This window comes from Prescottella sp. D32 (genome assembly GCF_037287305.1).
Taxonomy (GTDB): domain Bacteria; phylum Actinomycetota; class Actinomycetes; order Mycobacteriales; family Mycobacteriaceae; genus Prescottella; species Prescottella equi.
This window is the reverse complement of sequence record NZ_JARBSW010000004.1, coordinates 129,065-150,788: the sequence shown is the minus strand read 5'-3', so window position 1 is coordinate 150,788 and position 21,724 is coordinate 129,065. Positions and strand designations below refer to the sequence as shown.

The following is a 21,724-nucleotide window of genomic DNA, read 5'->3' as shown; positions in this document are numbered from 1 at the left end:
GCGCGTGTCCGGCGAAATACTTCCCGGAACCGACCGGCCGGATCGACAATGACCGGCGTGACCGATTCCCTGATGACCGGACTCCGCCGAACCTCCGTCGCGGCGTGCGGCGCACTCGCCCTCGCCCTGGCACCGCTGACGGCCGACGCGGCCCCCGTGTGGGGCCCGCTCGCTTCCCCGAACCCGCACCTCGGCCCCGACGGGACGTCGACCATGCACGGCGACGCGGGCTCCTCGGACGCAACCCGCCTCGCCGGCCCGGGAACGGGGGACGTCTCGATCGCGCAGTACCCGCTGGCGTCGGCCTGCCCGACGCTGCTGCAGGGTTCCGACGGTCTGGTCGTGGCGCTGTGCACGACGATGATCGGGCAGAACCCCACAGTCCACCTGATCGACCCGGAGGCGCCGACATTCCCGGTCGGCGGCTCACTCGCCCAACTGCAGCTCGCCAAGGGCAGCCTGCTCGGCGGGGTGTACGCGTACCTCGACTCCGACGATCGTCTCGTCGTCGTCGACGGCACCCGGCACCTGTTGCGCATCGGGCACGAGCAGGTGAACGGCACGTGGCAGCTCGCCGTCGACACCAGCGTCGATCTGACCACTGCAATCCCGGACGGTGACAACGTCACGGGTCTCGCACCGGACTGGGCGGGCAACGTGTGGTTCGCGACCGGCGGCGGGATCGTCGGCACCGTCGACGCCCAGGGCGCCGCCCGCACGATTGCACTGCCGGACGGCGAGCAGGTGCAGAACAGCATCTCGACCTCGGAGTACGGCACCGCGGTGGCGACCACCCACGCCACCTATCAGCTCAGCGCGGGACCGGACGCCCAGCCCGCGATCGACTGGCGGCGGGAGTACGACCGAGGATCGGCACGCAAGCCCGGGCAGCTCAGCTGGGGCACCGGTTCCACGCCCACCTACTTCGGTCCGGTGACCGGCTCCGAGTACCTGACGATCGTCGACAACGCCGACGGCCAGGTCAACCTGCTGGTGTACCGTTCGGCGTCCGGCGAGGAGGTCTGCAAGGAACCGGTACTGCCTCCAGGTGACGGCGGCAGCCTGTCGGGCAGCAGCGACAGCTCCGGCGGTTCGGGCGGCAGCCTGTCCGGCAGCGTGAGTGGCAGTGTCGGGTCGGGCAGCGGCAGCGAGAACTCCCCCATCGGCGTCGGTAACTCTGTCTTCGTCGCAAGCACCTACGGCTACCCGTACCCGACGGTCCCCGCCGGCGCCGGTGAAGCGGTGCCCGCCTCGGCGCCGTTCCGCGGCGGAATGACCCGGGTGGACGTCGACGCGGACGGCAACGGCTGCGAGACGAAATGGCAGAACCAGGTCCGCAGCTCCGCGGTCCCGCACCTGTCCATCGCCGACGGCAACATCTACACGATGGTCCGCCAGGGCCTCGACACCACGACGCCGCTCGACGGTTTCGCGTACGCCGTCCTCGACCCCGAGACAGGCGCAGTGAAGACCACCAGGACGGTTACCGGCACGCTGCTCGGCGACACGCTGCAGATGTCGGCGCTCATCACCGACGACGGCCGGTACATGCAGGGAACCATCTCCGGCATCGTGTCCGTCGCTCCCGACGCCGGTGGTTCCGGTGGGTCGACCGGATCGTCGGGGTCGTGAGCGCCGTCGAACGTCACACCGACCGAACCGGGGCCAACTACACCTCGTAGTGGATCGCCCTCTACCATCGGGGCGTGCTGTATCGCGGGTTTGTGAACCTGGTCAACCGTCTACCGCTGCCGTCGCTGGCGGTCCAGAAGTGGATCGCGATCGCGGTGATCGTGACGCAGGGCGGAATCGCCGTCACCGGATCGGTGGTCCGGGTCACGGCGTCCGGTCTGGGCTGCACGACGTGGCCGCAGTGCTACCCGGGTAGCTTCGTTCCGACCGGCGACTCCACGGCGCCCTGGATGCACCAGTTCATCGAGTTCGGTAACCGACTGCTCACGTTCCTGGTGGTCGCCACCGCGGCGGCGGTCGTCCTGGCCGTGACCCGTGCCGGACGCCGTCGCGAGGTCCTCACCTACGCGTGGCTGATGCCACTGTCGACCGTGGCCCAGGCCGTCCTCGGCGGCATCACGGTGCTCACCGGCCTCCTCTGGTGGACCGTCGCGCTGCACCTGCTGGTGTCGATGGCGATGGTGTGGCTGTCGGTGATGCTCTACCACAAGATCGACCAGCCGGACGACGGCGTCGAGGTGACCACTCTCCCCAAGCAACTCCGCTGGCTCACGGCGCTGACCGGCGTCGCACTGGCCGGCACGCTCGTCGCGGGCACCATGGTGACCGGCGCCGGGCCGCACGCGGGCGACAAGAACCCGGAACGAACCGTCGAACGTCTCGACCTCGACATCACCAACCTCGTGCACCTGCACGCCGAGTTGCTCGTCGCCTACCTCGCTCTGCTCGTCGGCCTGGGCTTCGCGCTCTACGCCGTCGGTGCGAGCGCCGCCGTGAAGCTGCGGCTGAAGGTGGTCGTCGGGCTCGTCGTCGCGCAGGCGTGTGTCGGGCTGGTGCAGTTCTGGACGCACGTCCCGGCAGCACTGGTGACCATCCACGTCGCGCTCGCGGGTGCCTGCACCGCCGCGACCGCGGCCCTGTACGCGGCCGGCCGGGTCCGCGTGCCGGTCGACGCCCGCACCGACGCCGAGGCGGTCACCTCCGTCTGAGCGGCGGCACCCACCGACGACGAAGGCCGGGACCCTGCATCGCAGGATCCCGGCCTTCTCGGTATGTCAGCGCTCGTTGCGCGCCTTGGGGAAGCGCGTCTGATGGGCCACCCACCCGGCCATCTTCGCGAAGTGGCCCTTACGCGGCGTCACGACGCTCGTCAGCGCACGGTCCCACTCGGAGACGGTGAGCTCGTCGATGGACGCGACAATCGCGTTCGCGATCGCGACGTTGTCGACGACCTCGTCGCCGAGGATGCCGTCGGCGCCGACGAGCGTGATCCGCACGCCCGCCCGACCCACCGGCTGGATGACCGCGCTCGCGGATCCGCCGTGCTCGGAGATGAACTTCCGGATGGCGGCGACCGTGCCCGAGGGCAGGACCGGGGCCGCAGCGGTGCTCTGGGTATCGGTGCTCATGGGGTCAGACTACTGTGCGGTAGCCGCGGAGCCGACACGACCGTCCGCCGACGCGACCGCGAGGTCGGTGTAGAACAAGAACATGCGTGCAATCGTGGTGTCCCGGTTCGGCGGTCCGGAGGTTCTCGTCCCCTCGGAGGTGCCCGATCCGCCGGTCGGCCCGAACGATCTACTGGTGGCCACCGAGGCCGTCGGCGTCAACTTCATCGACACGTACTTCCGCACCGGCACATACGCGCGCGAGGTGCCGTACATCCCCGGCGACGAGGGGTCGGGTGTCGTCCTCGAGGTGGGCTCGCAGGTGTCGGAGTTCGGCGTCGGGGACCGCGTGGCGTGGGCGTCCGCGCCCGGAAGTTACGCCGAGAAGGTCGTCGTCCCGGCCGCCGTCGCAGTGGACGTCCCGGACGCGGTCGCGCCCGAGTCGGCGGCGTCGGCGTTGCTGCAGGGCATGACCGCCCACTACCTGATCGAATCCGCTCATCCCGCCCGGGCCGGCGAGACGGTGCTCGTCCACGCCGGAGCGGGCGGCGTGGGACTGCTGCTGACACAGATGGCGGCCGCGAAGGGCGTCAAGGTCATCTCGACGGTGTCGACGGACGAGAAGGAGGCGCTGGCGCGGGAAGCCGGGGCCTGGCGGGTCCTGCGCTACGACACCGGCCTCGCCGACAAGGTTCGTGAGCTCACCGGCGGCGAGGGCGTGGCCGCGGTGTACGACGGCGTCGGCAAGGACACCTTCGATGCCAGCCTCGACTCGCTCCGCATTCGCGGCACGCTGGTGCTGTTCGGTGCCGCCAGCGGGCCGGTGCCCCCGTTCGACCTCCAGCGCCTGAACTCGGGGGGCTCACTCTTCGTCACCAGGCCGACCCTCGCCCACTACGTGCGCGACCGCGAGGAGCTCACGTGGCGGGCCGGCGCCGTCCTCGACGCGATCGCGGCCGGGACGCTGAAGCTGCGGGTGGGCGGCAGCTACCCGCTCGACCGGGCGGCGGACGCGCACCGGGATCTCGAGGGGCGACGCACCACCGGTTCGATCGTGCTGGTGCCGTAACGCCTGCACGTACGACGAAGGCCCGCTCCGGAGCGCGGGCCTTCGTCGTACGCGTCCGGTCAGAAGAGGCTGCCGATGGTGTCCCAGCCGAGGACCGAGTCGACGGCCAGCCCGCAGCACACCACCGCAAGGTAGTTGTTGGACTGCAGGAACAGCTTGAGTGGCTTGATCGGTGTGCCGCCGCGGACGCTGTTGTACAGCTGGTGCGCGACGAACAGGAACCAGGCACCGGCGAGCAGAGTGACGATCGCGTAGATCCAGCCCGCGGCCGGGACCAGCGCCAGCGACGCGAGCACCGTCGCCCACGTGTAGACGACGATCTGCTTGGTGACGTGGGTTTCGGAGGCGATGACCGGGAGCATGGGCACGCCGGCCGCCTTGTAGTCCTCCTTGTACCGCATCGCGAGTGCCCACGTGTGCGGCGGCGTCCAGAAGAAGATGATCAGGAACAGGACCACCGGCTCCCAGCTGAGTGAGCCGGTGACCGCGGCCCAGCCGACCATGACCGGCATGCAGCCCGCCGCGCCGCCCCAGATCACGTTCTGCCACGTGCGGCGCTTGAGCACCATCGTGTAGACGAGCACGTAGAACGCGATCGTCAGGACGACGAGGAAGCCCGCGAGCAGGTTCGCCCGCCACCACAGCCACACGAAGGAGGCGACGCCCAACGTCATACCGAACACGAACGCGTGCTTGGTCGGGACGGCCTGACGCGCGAGAGGACGCAGCGCAGTGCGCTTCATGACCTTGTCGATGTCGGCGTCCACCACACAGTTCAGCGAGTTGGCGCTCGCGGCACCCATCCAGCCGCCGAACAGCGTGCTCAGGATGAGGACCAGGTCGATGTGCCCGCGATCGGCCAGCAGCATCGCCGGAATGGTCGCGACCAGCAGCAGCTCGATCACGCGCGGCTTCGTCAGCGCGACGTACGCCAGAATCGTCGCCGTCACCCGCCCCCACAGCGTGGTGGTGTCCCGCGCAGCCTTCGCCTCGGATGTGCCGGAGGGGCCGCCGAAGCCGTGTCCGCTCGGCCGATGCCCTGTACGCACGCTTTCTCCTTGCCCCACGCGACTACATCCTCGCTTACTACTTCACTACTACAAACGATGGTAGACGGCGGCTACCCCTGAACCGAATCGACCCGATCGGGGCGGCACACTAGGCTGGAGGCGCACTCGAGGTCCGGCGACGCCCACTGCACCCTCCGGACAACCTCCGGCTCCACGTACAACCATGTCAGGAGACATCTGCCCGTGTCGATCACAGACGAGATCCGCGTCCTCACGCAACCGGTCCACCCCACCGATTGGACCGACCTGGACACCAGAGCCGTCGACACCGCCCGTGTACTCGCCGCGGACGCAGTCCAGAAGGTGGGCAACGGCCACCCCGGCACCGCGATGAGCCTCGCGCCGCTGGCCTACACGCTGTTCCAGCGCGTCATGCGGCACGATCCCGCGGACGCCGACTGGATCGGCCGGGACCGCTTCGTCCTCTCCTGTGGCCACTCGAGCCTGACCCTGTACGTCCAGCTGTACCTCGCCGGCTACGGCCTCGAACTGGAAGATCTCGAGTCGCTGCGCACGTGGGGGTCCAAGACCCCGGGTCACCCTGAGCACGGCCACACCCGCGGTGTCGAGATCACCACCGGTCCCCTCGGGCAGGGTCTGGCGTCGGCCGTCGGCATGGCGATGGCCGCTCGTCGGGAGCGCGGCCTGTTCGATCCCGAGGCGGCGCCGGGCGAGAGCCCCTTCGACCATCACATCTACGTCGTCGCGTCCGACGGCGACATCGAGGAGGGTGTGACGTCGGAGGCGTCCTCGATCGCCGGGGTGCAGCAGCTGGGCAATCTGACGGTGATCTACGACGACAACAAGATCTCGATCGAGGACGACACGGCGATCGCGCTGTCCGAGGACACCGCGGCTCGCTACGAGTCCTACGGCTGGCACGTCCAGGTCGTCGAAGGCGGCGAGAACGTCGTGGCCATCGAGCAGGCGCTCGAGAAGGCCCGCGAGGTCACCGACCGGCCGTCGCTGGTCCTGCTGCGCACGATCATCGGATACCCGGCGCCGACCAAGATGAACACCGGCGCCGCGCACGGCGCCGCTCTGGGCCCCGACGAGGTCGCCGCGGTCAAGAAGGCACTCGGGTTCGATCCCGAGCGGACTTTCGAGGTGGCGCCCGAGGTCATCGCGCACACTCGCAAGGTCGTCGATCGCGGCGTGCAGGCGCACAAGGAGTGGCAGGCGCTGTACGACGAGTGGGTCCAGCGCGCGCCCGAGGGCAAGAAGCTCCTCGACCGTCTGACCGGCCGCGACCTGCCCGCCGACTGGGCCGACGTTCTCCCCACGTGGGAGCCGGACGCCAAGGGCCTGGCCACCCGCAAGGCGTCCGCCGCGGTGCTCAACGCCGTCGGTCCGGTCCTGCCCGAGCTGTGGGGCGGCTCGGCGGACCTCGCGGAGAGCAACAACACCACGATCAAGGGCTCCGATTCGTTCGGTCCCGAATCCATCTCGACGGACATGTGGAAGGCCCAGCCGTACGGCCGGACCCTGCACTTCGGCGTTCGCGAGCACGCGATGGGCTCGATCCTCAACGGCATCGCCCTGCACGGCCCGACCCGCCCCTACGGCGGCACGTTCCTCGTCTTCAGTGACTACATGCGTCCCGCCGTCCGTCTGGCGGCGATCATGAAGACCCCGGTGGTCTACGTCTGGACGCACGACTCGATCGGTCTCGGCGAGGACGGTCCGACGCATCAGCCGATCGAGCACCTGGCGGCACTACGGGCCATTCCCGGTCTGTACGTCGTCCGCCCCGGCGACGCCAACGAGACCGCCCACGCCTGGCGGGCCGTTCTGGAGAAGGGTTCCGACGAGGCCACCCGCGCTCCGGCCGGTCTGGCCCTGACCCGCCAGGATCTCCCGGTCCTCGAGGGAACCCACTACGAGGGTGTCTCGCGCGGCGGCTACGTGCTGGCCGAGGCCTCGACCGGCACCCCCGAGGTCGTGATCATCGGAACGGGTTCGGAGCTGCAGCTCGCCGTCGCCGCCCGCGAGGCGCTCGAGGCCGAGGGCGTTCCCACTCGCGTCGTGTCGATGCCGTGTGTCGAGTGGTTCGACGCGCAGGACCAGGCGTACCGAGACGGCGTCCTTCCCCCCACGGTCAAGGCGCGGGTCGCGGTCGAGGCCGGTATCGCGATGCCGTGGTACCGCTTCGTCGGAGACGCGGGCGAGATCGTCTCGATCGAGCACTTCGGCGCGTCCGCCGACTACAAGACCCTGTTCCGCGAGTTCGGCATCACCGCCGAGGCCGTCACCGCCGCTGCGCAGCGCTCGCTCGCTCGAGTGAAGGGATGAATCGCACCATGACTCAGAACGCGAATCTGCAGAAGCTGTCCGAGGCCGGCGTCTCGGTGTGGCTCGACGATCTCTCGCGGGACCGTATCCAGTCGGGCAACCTCGCCGAGCTCGTCGCCACCAAGAGCGTCGTCGGCGTCACCACCAACCCGTCGATCTTCCAGGCCGCCCTGAGCAAGGGGCACGTCTACGACGCCCAGGTTCGTGAGCTCGCGGCCCGCGGCGCCGATGTCGAGGACACCATCCGCACGGTGACCACCGACGACGTCCGCGCGGCGTGCGACGTGCTCGTACCGCAGTTCGAGGCCAGCAACGGCAAGGACGGCCGCGTATCGATCGAGGTCGACCCGCGGCTGGCGCACGACGCCGACAAGACCGTCGCGCAGGCGGTCGAGCTGTGGAAGATCGTGGACCGGCCCAACCTGTTCATCAAGATCCCGGCCACGGAGGCCGGGCTGCCCGCGATCACGAAGGTGATCGGCGAGGGCATCAGCGTCAACGTGACGCTGATCTTCTCCGTGGAGCGGTACCGCAAGGTCATGGACGCCTACCTGGCCGGGCTCGAGGCTGCCGTGACCGCAGGTCACGATCTGTCCGAGATCCACTCGGTGGCGTCGTTCTTCGTCTCCCGCGTCGACACCGAGATCGACAAGCGGCTCGACAAGATCGGCACCCCGCAGGCGCTCGAGTTGCGCGGCAAGGCGGGCGTGGCGAACGCGCGCCTCGCGTACGCCGCCTACCAGGAGGTGTTCGAGGTCGACGCCCGCTTCCACGCTCTGCTCGAGCGCGGCGCGCGCCCCCAGCGTGCGCTGTGGGCGTCGACGGGTGTGAAGAATCCCGCGTACCCCGACACCCTCTACGTCACCGAGCTGGTTGCGCCCAACACGGTCAACACCATGCCGGAGAGCACCCTCGACGCGGTCGCGGACCACGGCGTGATCACCGGGGACACCACGTCCGGGACGGCGGTCGCCTCGCAGCAGGTGTTCGACGAGCTCGCGGCCGTCGGCATCGATCTCACCGACGTCTTCCTGGTGCTCGAGAACGAGGGCGTCGAGAAGTTCGAGGTTTCGTGGAACGAGCTGCTCGACGCGACCTCGCAGCAGCTCGCCGCTGCCCGAGAGAGCTGATCAGTGAGCGGACCCGCGGCGGACGATTGGATCAACCCACTCCGGGACAGCAGGGACCGGCGACTGCCTCGCATCGCCGGCCCCTGTGGCCTCGTGATCTTCGGGGTCACAGGCGATTTGGCACGCAAGAAGCTGATGCCCGCGGTGTACGACCTCGCCAACAGAGGGCTTCTGCCGCCCGGGTTCGCTCTCGTCGGGTTCGCCCGGCGCGACTGGGCGGACCAGGATTTCGCGCAGGTGGTGCACGACGCCGTGCGCGAACACTCCCGCACCCCCTTCAGCGAGGACGTGTGGGAGCAGCTCGCGAAGGGCATCCGCTTCGTCCACGGCAGCTTCGACGACGCCGAGGCCTTCACCGAGTTGTCGCACACTCTCGACGCACTGGACCGCGAACGCGGGACACGCGGTAATCACGCGTTCTACCTGTCGATTCCACCGGCCCAGTTCCCGACGGTCTGCGAGCAGTTGTCGCGGTCGGGACTGGCCAAGTCGGCGGACGGCCAGTGGCGGCGCGTGGTGATCGAGAAGCCGTTCGGCCACGACCTCGAGAGCGCTCGTGAACTGAACGCTGTCGTGAACAACGTGTTCCCCGAGGACACCGTGTTCCGGATCGACCACTACCTGGGCAAGGAGACGGTCCAGAACATCCTGGCGCTGCGGTTCGCCAACCAGTTGTTCGACCCGATCTGGAACGCCCACTACGTCGACCACGTGCAGATCACGATGGCCGAGGACATCGGTCTCGGCGGCCGGGCCGGCTACTACGACGGCATCGGTGCGGCCCGCGACGTGATCCAGAACCACCTGCTCCAGTTGCTCGCGTTCACCGCGATGGAGGAGCCGATCAGCTTCGAGCCCGCCGAACTGCAGGCGGAGAAGATCAAGGTGCTGTCGGCGACCCGCCTCGCGGAACCGCTCGACGAGACCACCGCCCGCGGCCAGTACGCCGGCGGTTGGCAGGGCGGCCGCAAGGTCGTCGGACTCCTCGAGGAGGAGGGTTTCGCGAAGGACTCGAAGACGGAGACCTACGCGGCGATCACCCTCGAGGTGGATACCCGCCGCTGGGCGGGCGTGCCGTTCTACCTGCGCACCGGTAAGCGTCTGGGCCGCCGGGTCACCGAGATCGCCGTGGTGTTCAAGCGGGCGCCGCATCTGCCGTTCGACGCCACCATGACCGAGGATCTCGGTCAGAACGCGCTCGTGATCCGGGTCCAGCCCGACGAGGGCGTCACCATGCGGTTCGGTTCCAAGGTGCCCGGGTCGAGCATGGAGGTCCGGGACGTCAACATGGACTTCAGCTACGGGCAGGCGTTCACGGAGTCGTCGCCCGAGGCCTACGAGCGACTGATCCTCGACGTTCTGCTCGGTGAGCCGTCGCTGTTCCCGGTCAATGCCGAGGTGGAGCTGTCCTGGAAGATCCTCGATCCCGTCCTCGAGCACTGGGCGGAGAACGGCAAACCCGAGCCGTACGAGGCAGGAACCTGGGGTCCGCCGTCCGCGCAGGAAATGATGCGCCGCACCGGTCGTGAATGGAGAAGGCCGTGATCATCGAGCTGCCCGGAACCACCACCGGGGCGATCAACAAGAAGCTCGTGGAGCTTCGTGAATCCGGTGGCGCCGTGACGTTGGGCCGGGTCCTGACGCTGGTCGTGTGCACGCGGGACAGCAAGAACTCCGAGGACGTCATCGACGCCGCGAACGAGGCCAGCCGGGAGCACCCGTGTCGCGTCATCGTCGTTGCGCGCGGATCTCGTTCGGAGGAAACACATCTCGACGCCGAGATCCGGGTCGGCGGCGACGCCGGCGCGTCCGAGGTCGTGATCCTGCGCGTGTTCGGCGAGCTCGCCGACCACGAGGCGAGTGTCGTGGTGCCGTTCCTGCTGCCCGACACCCCCGTCGTGGCGTGGTGGCCGGACGACGCCCCCACCGTGCCGGCACTGGATCCGGTAGGACGGTTGGCGATCCGCCGGATCACCGATGCGACCGGTGCGGACGATCCGACCGCGACCATCAAGAGCCGACTCGGCTCGTACACCGCCGGCGACACCGACCTGGCGTGGAGTCGAATCACCTACTGGCGTGCGCTGCTGACGTCGGCGCTGGATCAGCCGCCGCACGAGCAGATCGTGTCCGCGACGGTGTCGGGGCTGGCCACCGAGCCTGCGCTCGACATCCTGGCGGGCTGGCTTGCGGACCGTATCGACGGCCCGGTCCGGAGGCAGACGGGTCCGCTGTTCGTCGAACTGCAGCTCACCAACGACGACCGCATCGCGATCAGCCGTCCGCAGGTCGAGACCACCGCAACCCTGAGCCGCGTCGGGCAGCCGGATGCACTGGTTGCCCTGGCGCGACGCGAGACCCGGGACTGCCTCGCGGAAGAACTGCGTCGTCTCGATCCCGACGAGATCTACGAGGCCGCCCTGACCGGACTGTCGAAGGTGGAATATGTCTGATCCGAACGAGATTCACCGCTTCGCCGACACCGACGCCCTCGTGCGCGCGGCCGCCGAGCGTTTCGTCGATGCAGTGGTCGCGGCCCAACGGACGCGCGGTTCCGCCGCCGTCGTCCTCACCGGCGGCGGTACGGGGATCGCCCTTCTCGAACATGTCCGCGCCAACCCGGGGGCGATCGACTGGGCCGCGCTGGACGTGTTTTTCGGCGACGAGCGATTCCTGCCCACCGGCGATCCGGAGCGTAACGAGGTCCAGGCGCACCGGGCACTGCTCGATCACGTGCCGGTCGATCCGGCGCGCGTGCACGTCATGGCGGCGTCGGACGGCGCGTACAACAGCGATCCGGTCACGGCCGCAGCCGCGTACGGAGAGGTGCTCGAGACGTTCGCCGCCGGCCGCACCGGTCCCCTGTTCGACGTGCACCTGCTCGGCATGGGCGGAGAGGGGCACGTCAATTCGCTGTTCCCCCACACCGACGCGGTTCGTGAGGCGGAACAGTTGGTGGTGGCGGTCACCGATTCCCCCAAGCCGCCCCCGGTGCGGGTGACGCTCACGCTGCCGGCGTTGCAATCTGCGCGCGAAGTGTGGCTGATCGTCTCGGGTGAGGCGAAGGCCGACGCGGTCGCCGCGGCGGTCGGCGGCGCCCGTCCCGACGAGATCCCGGCCGCGGGCGCTCGGGGTATCGAGAAGACCGTGTGGCTGCTCGACGAGGGCGCGGCGAGCGGACTCCCCCGCTCCTGAGCTCACCGGTCACTCCGACTCGTCCTCGAGAGCCGTTCCCGGATTCCACGGCGACGCAAGCTCTCCGGTGTCGGTCACGTTCGCGCGTGGCCGACACCCGGCAGCCAGCAGCGCCCGGCTCCGTGGTCCGCTCACGCCACGCGATCCGAGACGCCGGTACGTCGTCTCCCTCGGCCGTCGCTCCATGTTCCGACTCCCCTCTCGTTCGCCAGACCTCATCCGTTCGATCAGTAGGACGTGGGCGGCGGTCGATCGGTTCCCTGCCCACCGTGGGGACGATTCCGGCGGTAGTCTGCGGCAGTGGACCGTGACGAGTACCTGACGACGCTGGCTGCCGTGCTGGACGCACACACCGATGCCGCTGCCGCGAAACTGTCGGCGATTCTCGATGCGCTGCCGGCGGAGGCGACCGAACTGTGCATCGACGTGTTCCCCGATCAGGACGGTGAGGGCACGTTCGACGTCTGGGTTCGCCTGGAAGGGCCCGACTACTTCACGCTCAACAAGCACATCGACGCCCACCGACACCTTTTCGGCATCGTATACACGGAGGACGGGGTCGAACCCGACGTGCCACTGATGTCCCGCAATGCGCCGTTCGTCGTCGAGGATGCGGTCGTCGATGCCGCCGCGGCGTGGCTGACGGACCTGTGGACACGCGTCGGCGCCTCCCGTTCCTCGGTGCCGTGGCTGATCGACGGCGAAGACGGCAGCGGCACCGTCACACCGCTGGCGTTCGAGCCCACCGGAACCTGACGAGGACCACGCCCGCTCACCCGCGCAGGGCGTCGGACAGGGCCACGGTCGACTCGGCACCCGCCATCGGCAGGGTGTAGTGCGAGACGCCGGCCACCGTCTCGATCCCGGCGTGAGGCAGTCTCTTCCGGACACCCGCCTCCACCTTCCCGATGTCGTGGATCCGGCTGCGCCCGGCGAGCAGCACCGTCGTCGGGCACACCACCCGCTCGAGGTCCCCCGGTCGTGGACGTCCGGGCACGACCGGCCGCGTCGACGGGAAGTGTTCGGCGCCGTAAGCGACGAGATCGAGCCAGTCCCGGTCGATCTCCGATCCTGCTGTCTCCCAGCCGATCAGCGCTCGCTGCCGTGTAGCAGTGGGACGCAACAGCAGGGGCACCGCCCGCAGGAGGTAGTCCGGGCGAAAACCGGCGAAACAGGAGTTCGGGTCGAGCAGGACCAGACGGTCGACCCGTCCGGGGTGCCGCGCCGCGAAGGCGAGGGCAACCATCGCCCCGTACGAATGTCCCACGACGGCCACGGATTCGAGCCCGAGTGCGCCCAGCACATCGCTCAGCCACGACATCAGGTCCTCGACCGAGCGCAGTCGCTCGCCGACGACGCTGCGACCGGGATCGCCGAGGAAGTCGATCGCGTACACGCGGTGCTCGTCGGCGAGTTGGCTCGCGCCGACGAACCACGACGTCGACGTCGCCCCGCCGCCGTGACAGCGAAGTCTTCGGTGGTGCCGCGCCTCATCTCGTCCCCCTCAACCCATTATCTCGATGATCGAGAGACTAGGCTAGCGAGAGAACCACGTCGAGGATCGGAGCCCACGCGCATGACCCACAGTCGGGACGACGACGCAATGGCGCTCGTGCACCGGGTCCGGGCACTCACCGTCGAACTGAACCTCCTGGGCGCAGAGTTCGCGAACCGGAACGACCTGCACACCACCGATCTGCGGGCCCTCATCTGCCTGCTCGACGCCGCGCGTTCCGGCACTCCGTCCACACCCGGATGGCTGGGCGGGCAGTTGTCCCTCAGCTCGGCCTCGACGACCGCACTGATCGACCGACTGGAGACGGCGGGACTTCTCGAGCGGGGCCGCGACACGGCGGATCGCCGGCGGGTCCTGGTGACGGTGACGCCGAAGGCGGAAGAACTCGGGTGGTCCTTCTTCGGCCCGCTGATCGGCCGGGCCGTGGCCGCGATCGAGACGTTCTCGCACGAGGAGCGGGAAACCGTCTCGGCGTTCCTCACCCGGATGCGCGAGGCCGCCGCCGACGCCCGAACCGAGCTCGCACCGGATCGCTGAGGGACGGGGCTGCGCCGCGGACCCGGCGCTACCCGCTGTTGCGCAGCGCCGTCGCGAGCCCGTTCATGGTGAGCTGGATCCCGCGCCGGACATTGTCCGAGTCGTCACCGGCGCGGTAGCGGCGCAACAGCTCCACCTGCAGATGGTTGAGCGGCTCGAGATACGGGAAACGGTTGTGCACCGACCGATCCAGCGCGGGGTTGTCCCACAGCAGGTTGTCGTGACCGGTGACGGCCCGGTACATCGCGAGGGTGCGCGCGTGTTCGGCGGAGATCTTGCCGAACACCTCTTCGCGTAGCTCCGCGTCGGGCACGAGTTCGGAATACCGTGCAGCCAGCCCCATGTCGGACTTCGACAGCACCTGCGCCATGTTCGAGAGCACCGTTCGGAAGAACGGCCACCGCTCGTACAGATCGGTCAGTGTCGCCAGCCGACCCGCGTCGTCGCCGACCCACTTCTCGAACGCCGTTCCGGTGCCGTACCAGCCGGGCAGCATGACCCGCGACTGGCTCCACGACAACACCCACGGGATGGCGCGCAGATCCGAGATCGACTGCGTCTGTTTGCGTGACGCCGGCCTGCTGCCGATGTTGAGTGCGCCGATCTCCGCGACCGGCGTCGACGCCTCGAAGTACTCGACGAACCCCGGGGTGTCGTGCACGAGATCGGCGTACGCGACCCGTGCCAGTTCCGCGAGTTCGTCGAGGACGGCGTACGCCGGCGCGGCGTCGTCGCCCAGGCCCTCGACGTCGAGCAGGGTCGATTCGAGGGTCGCGGACACCAGTGCCTCGAGGTTGCGCCGCGCCAGACGCGGCTCGGCGTACTTCGCGGCGATGATCTCGCCCTGCTCGGTGATCCGGAGCGATCCCTCGACGGCACCGGGAGGCTGCGCGAGGATCGCGTCGTAGCTGGGGCCACCGCCGCGTCCCACGGTGCCGCCGCGACCGTGGAACAGTCGCAGCCTGATTCCCTTCTCGCGGGCCACTCGGACGAGGTCCAGCTCGGCCCGGTACAGCGCCCAGTTCGCGGCGAGGTAGCCGCCGTCCTTGTTGGAGTCGGAGTAGCCGAGCATCACTTCCTGGCTGTCCCCGCGATTGGCGACGAGAGCCCGGTACAGCGGGACATCCAGGGTGGCGGTGAGGGTTTCCGCGCCGTGCCGCAGATCCTCGATCGTCTCGAACAGCGGAACGATCCCCACCGGGCACCGCGGTCCGGCCTCGCCGTCCGGGTCGAACAATCCGACCTCGGCCAGCAGGATCGCCGCCTCGAGCATGTCGCTGACCGACTCGCACATGCTGATGACGTAGTTCGGGATCGCCTCGGGGCCGATCCGGTCCACGGCGTCGGCGGCGGCGCGCAGGATGCCGAGTTCCTTCGTGGTGAGTTCGCTGAACTCGGCGTGCGGGCCGGCGAGAGGACGACGCGTCGCCAGCTCGCGCGTCAGCAACGCGACCCGCTCGTCCTCCGGCAGCGACGCGTAGTCCGGGTGTACGCCGGACCAGGCCAGCAACTCCGCCACCACCGTCTCGTGTACTTCCGAGTTCTGCCGCATGTCGAGACCACACAGGTGGAACCCGAACACTTCCACGGAGTTTCGCAGCTGGGCCAGGCGGTCGTCGGCCACGGTGCCGTCGCCGTGCGAGCGCAGCGACGTGTCGATGATCTCGAGATCCGCGAGCAGCTCGGCGGGGTCGCGGTAGTCCGGAAGCTCTCCGGCGACCGCATGCGCGGCCGGGTGACCGAGGATGCGTGCCGCCGTGCCGGTGAGCCTCGCCCGCAGGCCCCGCACGGCCCGGCGGTACGGCTCGTCCGCCCGGAACGCCGACTCGTCACCGGACTCGTCGGCCAGCCGGTTCAGCTCCGGGGTGACGGTGACCAGCCTCGCCGACATCGACAGCTCCCGCTCGAGGACCTCCAGTTCGGCGAGATGGTGTTCGAGCGCGGTCTCCGATGCGCGGTGGGTGGCACGTGCGACCACGTCGGCGGTGACGTACGGGTTGCCGTCGCGGTCGCCGCCGATCCACGAGCCGGGCCGCAGCATCGGCTCGGTGAGCACTCCCGAATCCGGCCAGCGGCTGCGCAGCGCATCGCGCAGTTCCGCATTGATCCTCGGCACCACCTCGAACAGGGACGCGTCGTAGTACCGCAGTCCCACCTCGATCTCGTCCTGGATCCGCAAGCGCGACAGCCGGATCAGCGCCGTCTGCCACAGGGTGAGGATCTGCCGCCGCAACTGCCGGTCGACGGCGTCTGCCTCGGCGGGATCGACGGACACCCACTCCCGCCTCCGCATCAGTTCCATGATCCGGTTCTGGGTCTCGAAAACCGTCCGTCGGCGCGTTTCGGTGGGATGAGCGGTGATGACTGGTGCGACGAGGGCACCCGCGAGCGCACCCACAGCGATCTCCGGATCCACCGGTGCGGCATCGAGTTTCGCGTAGGTGGCCGCGAGGGTGCTGTCCTGCGGAGGTTCGCCTGCCCGGACGTGGATCGCCCGCCGGCGTTCACGGTGGATGTCCTCGGCGACGTTCGCAAGCAACGCGAAGTGACTGAAGGCACGAATGACAGGGATCGCGTCGGCGGTGTCGACGGTCGAGAAGAGCTCGGCCAGCTCGGCCCGGTCGATCTCCGACCGGCGGACCCGGAACGACTCGACACGGGCTCGTTCGACCAGGTCGAAGACGTCCTCGCCGGCCTGCTCGCGGACGATGTCGCCGAGGATCCCGCCGAGGAGGCGGATGTCGTCACGCAGCGGCTCGGTGGCGGCGCGCGGCGCGGACGTGACGGAAGAGGCTGCAGATGAATCCGAGGTCCCGGTCATCACCCGATTATCGGCCGACGGCCGGTCCCCCGCACAGCAACGACGCGACAGCGTCAGCCCTTCCAGATCACCTTCGACGGGGTCAACCGGACGATGACCCGCGGGGTGTCGGGGGCGTCGTGTTCCCACCGCTGCGCGCCGGTGTACTTCCGGGCCAGCTTGTGGATGAGGGATCCGCCGGGGTCGTCGGCGATCGTGGTGGTGCCGCGGATCTCGACGTAGCTGTACGGGCCACTCGCCGGGTAGACGAGCACCGTCGCACGAGGATCGCGCAGGAGGTTGTCCGTCTTGCGGCGCCCCCGGACAGTGGATATGAGGACGTCGTCACCGTCCCGCTCGAGCCAGACGACGGACAGCTGCGGCTGGCCGCCCGGTTCGACGGTGGCGAGCGTCGCGAACTCCGGCGCATCGATCAGCGCCGCAGCAGCATCGGGGATGGTCGCGGAACTGTGGTACCCCGCCATCGTCAGCTGAACTTGATCTCGAGTCCGATGCCGAGGATCGCGATCAGCCAGATCGCCGCCGTGAAGACCGTCATACGGTCGAGGTTCTTCTCGACGACGCTCGAACCGGCCAGACTCGACTGGACACCGCCACCGAAGAGGCTGGACAGACCGCCGCCCTTACCGCGATGCAGCAGAATCAGGAGAATCAGCAGCAGGCTGGTGATGACCAGCAGGATGTCCAGGAACAGTGCCATTTCGGTATTCGCTGCCCTTCACGCACGACGGAATTCGGCCACTAGCGCGCCCAGCTTACCTGGTACTCCCCCGGCGAGCCGCAAGCCCGACATCCGGAGCGCCTCGGCGTCGGCCAGGGGGTGGATGCCGGGCGCCACAGTCCTCCCGCACAGTGAGATGCCCCACTTTTGTGGCACAACGTGCCACACTACCTTCCGTGCTGTCAGCACCCCGACGAGGAAGGCCTCACCATGACGCACCGCTCCACAGCTCTGCGCCGCACCACCCGAGCCGCCACGGCAATCGCCGTGTCCGGCTCGTTCCTGTTCGCCGGAACCGCCGCCGCCGAGGCCGCCGGGTCGGTCGACCTGCCGTCGTTCGGCTCGCTCGGGACGTTCGGCTCGTCGGCTCCGACGACGGTGGAGGCTCCTCGGCTCGCGACCGTCGACAACTTCCGCGACGTCGCGGGCCCCGGCTACGAGACCCCTTTCGGCCACATGCGCACCGGCGTGTTCTATCGCGCGAACGCGATCACGCCCGACGACGCGGACCTCGCCACCCTCAACGGGCTGAAGCTGTCGGCGGTCTACGACCTGCGGACGAACGAGGAAGTGGCGCAGAAGGCCGACCGGCTCCCCGACGGACCCGAGTACGTCCGCATCCCGATTCTGTCCGGCGACCTTGCCGCCGGCGTCGCCCAGTTGCGGACCCCCGACGACGCCCGACGCTTCATGCAGGACATGAACCGCTCGTTCGTCACCGATCCGGCCGCGCGCGCAGGCTTCGCGCAACTGCTCACGGACTTGGCGAACACCGCCGGACCGCAGGTCTACCACTGCACCGCCGGCAAGGACCGGACCGGCTGGACGTCGGCACTACTGCAGAGCATCGCCGGGGTTTCCGGTGCCGACATCATGAGCGACTACCTGCTCACCAACGAGTACACGGCCGCGTCGATGGAACGCACCTACGAGGGCATCAAGGCGAGCCGGGGGCAGGCCGTCGCGGACATCTATCGCCCCCTGCTCGGTGTGGACGCCGGCTATCTGCAGGCGGGCCTCGACGAGCTCGCGGCGAAGTACGGCAGTGTGCAGAACTATTTGCTCGACGGTCTCGACCTGTCGCCGGTGACGATCGCCAAGCTGCGTATCAAGCTGTTCGCCTGACCCCGCAGACGAACAGCGCTGGGCGTGAGCGAATCTCGCGCACGCCCAGCACGGCGCCCAACCAGTGAGTGAGACGTGTCACATCGACCGTCCGTCCACGCGCTACCTTCCGGGCGGAAGCCACCATCGCGGAAGGACTCACTGTGACGAAACCTGTGCACGACAAGCGTTTCCCGCGCACCCGCGCCACGACCACCCTCGCCCTCACAGCCGCACTGCTGCTCGCCGGACCTGTCGTCGCCGAAGCGTCGTCGCTCCCCGGCTTCGGATCGTCGGGATCCGGATCCGCCGCGGTCGATACGCCCGAGACCCCGAGACTGGCGTCGGTGAACAATTTTCGGGACATCGCCGGCACCGGAGCCGGCTACGAAGGTCTCGGCGGCCTGCACGTCAACCGCGGCGTGTTCTATCGCTCGAACACTCTCGCGCCGACGCCTGCAGACCTGCAGACACTCGGTTCGCTCGGACTGACCGCCGTGTACGACCTGCGCACCGACCAGGAGATCGCCGCAAACCCGGACGTGCTCCCGGACGGCGTCCGGTACCAGCAGATCCAGGTCCTGTCGGCCGACCCCAGTGGCGACATCGCCGGGCTGCGCAGCCCCGAGGAGGCCCGCGCCTACGTAGAGGCCGGTTACCGTGACACCGTCACGGACGAGACGTCCCGCCGCGGCTACGCACTGCTACTCACGCAACTTGCGAACACCTCCGGGCCGCAGGTCTTCCACTGCACCGCCGGCAAGGACCGCACCGGTTGGGCCACCGCCCTGCTCCTCGGCATCGCCGGTGTGCCCCGGCAGACGATCGTGGACGATTACCTGCTCTCGAACGAATACTCCGCCGAGACGATCCGGGCCACCCTGGACCGGATCACCGCCACGAAGGGTCCCGAGGCAGCCGAGATCTACCGGCAGCTGATCGGGGTCGACGCCGGCTACCTCGAGGCGTCGTTCGACGAACTCGAACGCACCTACGGCTCGTTCGACCGCTATCTGACGGAGGGACTGGGACTGACGATCGGCACCGTCACCGAACTCCGACTGAAACTGCTCGCCTGACCCTGCACACTGTCGCCCTGATCCACCAAAAGCGCGGGGCGCGTGACCTTTCCGGCCACGCGCCCCGCGCATCGTTCAGGCACTACCCGGTCACGGGAGCGGTCCGCCGGCCGCGATGGCCGACAGGGTCGCGAACTCGTCCGCCTTGAGCGAGGCCCCGCCGACGAGGCCACCGTCGATGTCGGGCTGAGCGATGAGCTCGCCGACGTTCTTGGCGTTGACCGAACCGCCGTAGAGGACCCGCACGGCCTGGGCGATCTCCGCTGACGCCAGCTCGGCGAGCGTGTCACGCACCGCCTTGCAGACTTCCTGCGCGTCGGCAGCCGAGGCCACCTTGCCGGTGCCGATGGCCCAGACGGGTTCGTACGCGACGACGATCTTCGAGATCTCGTCGGGCGACAGACCCGCCAGCGAAGCCTTCAGCTGCGCAACGTTGAACGACACGTGCTCGCCGGCCTCGCGGATGTTCAGGCCCTCACCGATGCAGACGATCGGGGTGATCCCGTATCGCAGCGCGGCCTTGGTCTTGGCGAGGACGGTCTCGTCGGACTCGCCGTGCAGCGTGCGCCGCTCGGAGTGGCCGACGACCACGAACGTGCAGCCCAGCTTGGCCAGCATCGAGCCGCTGATCTCGCCGGTGTACGCACCCGACTCGTGGGCGGAGACGTCCTGGGCACCGTAGGTGAGCAGGAGCTTGTCGCCCTCGACCAGCGTCTGCACGGTGCGGATGTCGGTGAACGGCGGGAGCACGGTCACGTCGACCTTCTCGAAGTACTTCGCGGGCAACGAGAAAGCGATCTTCTGCACCAGAGCGATGGCCTCGAGATGGTTGAGGTTCATCTTCCAGTTGCCGGCGATCAAAGGCTTACGTGCCATGCCTCAGTCCTCCAGCGCTCGGTCTTCGAGGGCACTGATGCCGGGAAGCGTCTTGCCCTCGAGGTACTCGAGGGACGCGCCGCCGCCGGTCGAGATGTGCGAGAAGCCGTCCTCGGGCAGGCCGAGCTGACGCACGGCCGCCGCGGAGTCGCCGCCGCCGACGACGCTGAACGCGCCCTTGCCCGTGGCCTCGATGATCGCTTCGGCGACACCCTTGGTGCCGGCCGCGAACTTCTCGAACTCGAACACGCCCATCGGGCCGTTCCAGAACACCGTCTTGGCACCCGAGAGGATCGCCGCGAAGCGCTCCACCGACTGCGGTCCGATGTCCAGTCCCATCCAGCCGTCCGGGATGTCCAGGACGGAGACCGTCTTCGACTCGGCGTCCGCCGAGAACGAATCGGCGATCACCACGTCCTGCGGGATGTGGATGACGTCCGCGTAGCGCTCGAGCAGGCCCTTGCAGGTCTCGATCATCTCTTCCTGGCACAGCGAGTTGCCGACCGAAACACCCTGTGCGGCAAGGAAGGTGTAGTACATGCCGCCACCGATGACGAGGGTGTCGACCTTGGGTGCCAGCGCCTCGATCACGGCGAGCTTGTCCGACACCTTCGAACCGCCGAGCACGACCGCGTACGGACGCTCGGAGTCCTGCGTGAGCTTCTGCAGGACGTCGACCTCGGCCGCGACCAGGTTGCCCGCGTAGTGGGGCAGCAGTTTGGCAATGTCGTATACCGACGCCTGCTTGCGGTGCACGACACCGAAACCGTCGGAGACGAACGCGCCTTCCCCGTCGACCAGGTCGACGAGCGCCTTCGCGAGCGCCTCGCGCTCGGCGTCGTCCTTGCTGGTCTCACGCGGATCGAAGCGGATGTTCTCGAGCAGGAGGACATCGCCGTCCGTCAGGCCCTCGGACCGCGCGAGCGCATCCTGGCCGACGACGTCACCTGCGAGCTGGACGTTGCGCCCCAGCACCTCACCGAGTTTCGCGGCGACCGGCGCCAGCGACAGCGCGGGGTCGAACTCACCCTTGGGACGGCCCAGGTGCGCCATCACGATCACCTTGGCGCCGGCCTCGGCCAGTGCCGAGATGGTCGGCGCCGAAGCGATGATGCGGCCCGGATCGGTGATGGTTCCGTTGTCCAGCGGGACATTCAGGTCGGAGCGCACCAGCACGGTACGGCCCTCGACACCTTCGTCCAACAGGTCTTGCAGAGTCTTGACAGACATAGTT

At 68.8% G+C, this 21,724-nt stretch carries 19 protein-coding genes and 1 pseudogene; 12 read left to right on the top strand and 8 right to left on the bottom strand.

Annotated features, from left to right (window positions below; translation table 11 throughout):
• Positions 1–48 precede the first annotated feature (48 nt).
• Positions 49–1,632: a hypothetical protein gene (locus tag PSS76_RS17935; protein ID WP_337456483.1), complete on the top strand. Its 1,584-nt coding sequence runs from the start codon at positions 49–51 to the stop codon at positions 1,630–1,632.
• Between the two features lie 74 nt (positions 1,633–1,706).
• Positions 1,707–2,681 carry a COX15/CtaA family protein gene (locus tag PSS76_RS17930; protein ID WP_022595824.1) on the top strand — a complete coding sequence of 325 codons (975 nt, stop codon included), beginning with the start codon at positions 1,707–1,709 and terminating at the stop codon, positions 2,679–2,681.
• Between the two features lie 66 nt (positions 2,682–2,747).
• On the opposite strand, the gene PSS76_RS17925 is transcribed toward PSS76_RS17930, so the two are convergent.
• Entirely contained in the window at positions 2,748–3,101 is a 354-nt protein-coding gene (locus PSS76_RS17925; protein ID WP_005513378.1) for a hypothetical protein, read from the bottom strand.
• 82 nt (positions 3,102–3,183) lie between these two features.
• On the opposite strand from PSS76_RS17925, the gene PSS76_RS17920 reads away from it, so the two are divergent.
• Entirely contained in the window at positions 3,184–4,149 is a 966-nt protein-coding gene (locus tag PSS76_RS17920) for a quinone oxidoreductase family protein (RefSeq protein ID WP_337456482.1), read from the top strand.
• Between the two features lie 59 nt (positions 4,150–4,208).
• On the opposite strand, the gene PSS76_RS17915 is transcribed toward PSS76_RS17920, so the two are convergent.
• A complete protein-coding gene (locus tag PSS76_RS17915; protein ID WP_337456481.1) occupies positions 4,209–5,198 on the bottom strand; it encodes a heme o synthase in 990 nt (329 codons plus the stop codon).
• A gap of 204 nt (positions 5,199–5,402) precedes the next feature.
• On the opposite strand from PSS76_RS17915, the gene tkt reads away from it, so the two are divergent.
• The 6 genes from tkt (at position 5,403) to PSS76_RS17885 (ending at position 12,592) form a co-directional block, all read left to right on the top strand.
• Entirely contained in the window at positions 5,403–7,511 is a 2,109-nt protein-coding gene (gene tkt, locus PSS76_RS17910) for a transketolase (RefSeq protein ID WP_205316463.1), read from the top strand.
• 8 nt (positions 7,512–7,519) lie between these two features.
• A complete protein-coding gene (tal, locus tag PSS76_RS17905) occupies positions 7,520–8,641 on the top strand; it encodes a transaldolase (protein WP_064076857.1) in 1,122 nt (373 codons plus the stop codon).
• 3 nt (positions 8,642–8,644) lie between these two features.
• Entirely contained in the window at positions 8,645–10,186 is a 1,542-nt protein-coding gene (zwf, locus tag PSS76_RS17900) for a glucose-6-phosphate dehydrogenase (protein WP_005513383.1), read from the top strand.
• The gene (opcA, locus tag PSS76_RS17895; protein WP_013415948.1) at positions 10,183–11,094 is read left to right on the top strand and encodes a glucose-6-phosphate dehydrogenase assembly protein OpcA; all 912 of its coding nucleotides are present in this window, start codon (positions 10,183–10,185) and stop codon (positions 11,092–11,094) included. Before zwf ends, opcA begins: the two co-directional genes overlap by 4 nt.
• Positions 11,087–11,836, top strand: a complete 750-nt coding sequence (gene pgl / locus PSS76_RS17890; protein WP_084980184.1) for a 6-phosphogluconolactonase — start codon at positions 11,087–11,089, stop codon at positions 11,834–11,836. The genes opcA and pgl overlap by 8 nt, the downstream gene beginning before the upstream one ends.
• A gap of 300 nt (positions 11,837–12,136) precedes the next feature.
• Positions 12,137–12,592 (top strand): DUF6389 family protein, encoded by a 456-nt coding sequence (locus PSS76_RS17885; protein WP_005513387.1) that lies wholly within the window; start codon positions 12,137–12,139, stop codon positions 12,590–12,592.
• A gap of 16 nt (positions 12,593–12,608) precedes the next feature.
• On the opposite strand, the pseudogene PSS76_RS17880 reads toward PSS76_RS17885, so the two are convergent.
• Positions 12,609–13,289: pseudogene (locus tag PSS76_RS17880) on the bottom strand (alpha/beta fold hydrolase); the annotation flags it as partial.
• Positions 13,290–13,412: 123 nt separating this feature from the next.
• On the opposite strand from PSS76_RS17880, the gene PSS76_RS17875 reads away from it, so the two are divergent.
• Positions 13,413–13,889, top strand: coding sequence for a MarR family winged helix-turn-helix transcriptional regulator (locus tag PSS76_RS17875; protein WP_022595774.1), 477 nt, complete (start codon positions 13,413–13,415; stop codon positions 13,887–13,889).
• A 28-nt stretch (positions 13,890–13,917) separates the two neighbouring features.
• Here PSS76_RS17875 and ppc read toward each other — a convergent pair whose 3' ends face one another.
• The 3 genes from ppc to secG are packed head-to-tail and all read right to left on the bottom strand — an operon-like array spanning position 13,918 to position 17,410.
• The gene (gene ppc, locus PSS76_RS17870; protein ID WP_069854894.1) at positions 13,918–16,710 is read right to left on the bottom strand and encodes a phosphoenolpyruvate carboxylase; all 2,793 of its coding nucleotides are present in this window, start codon (positions 16,708–16,710) and stop codon (positions 13,918–13,920) included.
• 53 nt (positions 16,711–16,763) lie between these two features.
• Positions 16,764–17,174 (bottom strand): PPOX class F420-dependent oxidoreductase, encoded by a 411-nt coding sequence (locus PSS76_RS17865; RefSeq protein WP_013415943.1) that lies wholly within the window; start codon positions 17,172–17,174, stop codon positions 16,764–16,766.
• A 2-nt stretch (positions 17,175–17,176) separates the two neighbouring features.
• Positions 17,177–17,410 (bottom strand): preprotein translocase subunit SecG, encoded by a 234-nt coding sequence (gene secG / locus PSS76_RS17860; protein WP_005513393.1) that lies wholly within the window; start codon positions 17,408–17,410, stop codon positions 17,177–17,179.
• A 231-nt stretch (positions 17,411–17,641) separates the two neighbouring features.
• On the opposite strand from secG, the gene PSS76_RS17855 reads away from it, so the two are divergent.
• Positions 17,642–18,556 carry a tyrosine-protein phosphatase gene (locus PSS76_RS17855; RefSeq protein WP_084846060.1) on the top strand — a complete coding sequence of 305 codons (915 nt, stop codon included), beginning with the start codon at positions 17,642–17,644 and terminating at the stop codon, positions 18,554–18,556.
• A gap of 143 nt (positions 18,557–18,699) precedes the next feature.
• Complete coding sequence (locus PSS76_RS17850) at positions 18,700–19,614, top strand: tyrosine-protein phosphatase (protein ID WP_049799477.1); 915 nt, start codon at positions 18,700–18,702, stop codon at positions 19,612–19,614.
• Between the two features lie 90 nt (positions 19,615–19,704).
• Here PSS76_RS17850 and tpiA read toward each other — a convergent pair whose 3' ends face one another.
• Together tpiA and PSS76_RS17840 are read right to left on the bottom strand one after the other, a co-directional pair.
• Positions 19,705–20,490, bottom strand: a complete 786-nt coding sequence (gene tpiA, locus PSS76_RS17845) for a triose-phosphate isomerase (protein WP_005513397.1) — start codon at positions 20,488–20,490, stop codon at positions 19,705–19,707.
• Between the two features lie 3 nt (positions 20,491–20,493).
• A complete protein-coding gene (locus tag PSS76_RS17840; RefSeq protein ID WP_013415940.1) occupies positions 20,494–21,720 on the bottom strand; it encodes a phosphoglycerate kinase in 1,227 nt (408 codons plus the stop codon).
• Positions 21,721–21,724: the final 4 nt, after the last annotated feature.

Coding starts and splice junctions, on each gene's coding strand:
- PSS76_RS17925 (WP_005513378.1), bottom strand. CDS start 3,101: ATGAGCACCGATACCCAGAGCACCGCTGCGGCCCCGGTCCTGCCCTCG.
- ppc (WP_069854894.1), bottom strand. CDS start 16,710: ATGACCGGGACCTCGGATTCATCTGCAGCCTCTTCCGTCACGTCCGCG.
- PSS76_RS17855 (WP_084846060.1), top strand. CDS start 17,642: ATGACGCACCGCTCCACAGCTCTGCGCCGCACCACCCGAGCCGCCACG.
- PSS76_RS17875 (WP_022595774.1), top strand. CDS start 13,413: ATGACCCACAGTCGGGACGACGACGCAATGGCGCTCGTGCACCGGGTC.
- PSS76_RS17840 (WP_013415940.1), bottom strand. CDS start 21,720: ATGTCTGTCAAGACTCTGCAAGACCTGTTGGACGAAGGTGTCGAGGGC.
- PSS76_RS17865 (WP_013415943.1), bottom strand. CDS start 17,174: ATGGCGGGGTACCACAGTTCCGCGACCATCCCCGATGCTGCTGCGGCG.
- tpiA (WP_005513397.1), bottom strand. CDS start 20,490: ATGGCACGTAAGCCTTTGATCGCCGGCAACTGGAAGATGAACCTCAAC.
- PSS76_RS17935 (WP_337456483.1), top strand. CDS start 49: ATGACCGGCGTGACCGATTCCCTGATGACCGGACTCCGCCGAACCTCC.
- pgl (WP_084980184.1), top strand. CDS start 11,087: ATGTCTGATCCGAACGAGATTCACCGCTTCGCCGACACCGACGCCCTC.
- tal (WP_064076857.1), top strand. CDS start 7,520: ATGACTCAGAACGCGAATCTGCAGAAGCTGTCCGAGGCCGGCGTCTCG.
- secG (WP_005513393.1), bottom strand. CDS start 17,410: ATGGCACTGTTCCTGGACATCCTGCTGGTCATCACCAGCCTGCTGCTG.
- PSS76_RS17920 (WP_337456482.1), top strand. CDS start 3,184: ATGCGTGCAATCGTGGTGTCCCGGTTCGGCGGTCCGGAGGTTCTCGTC.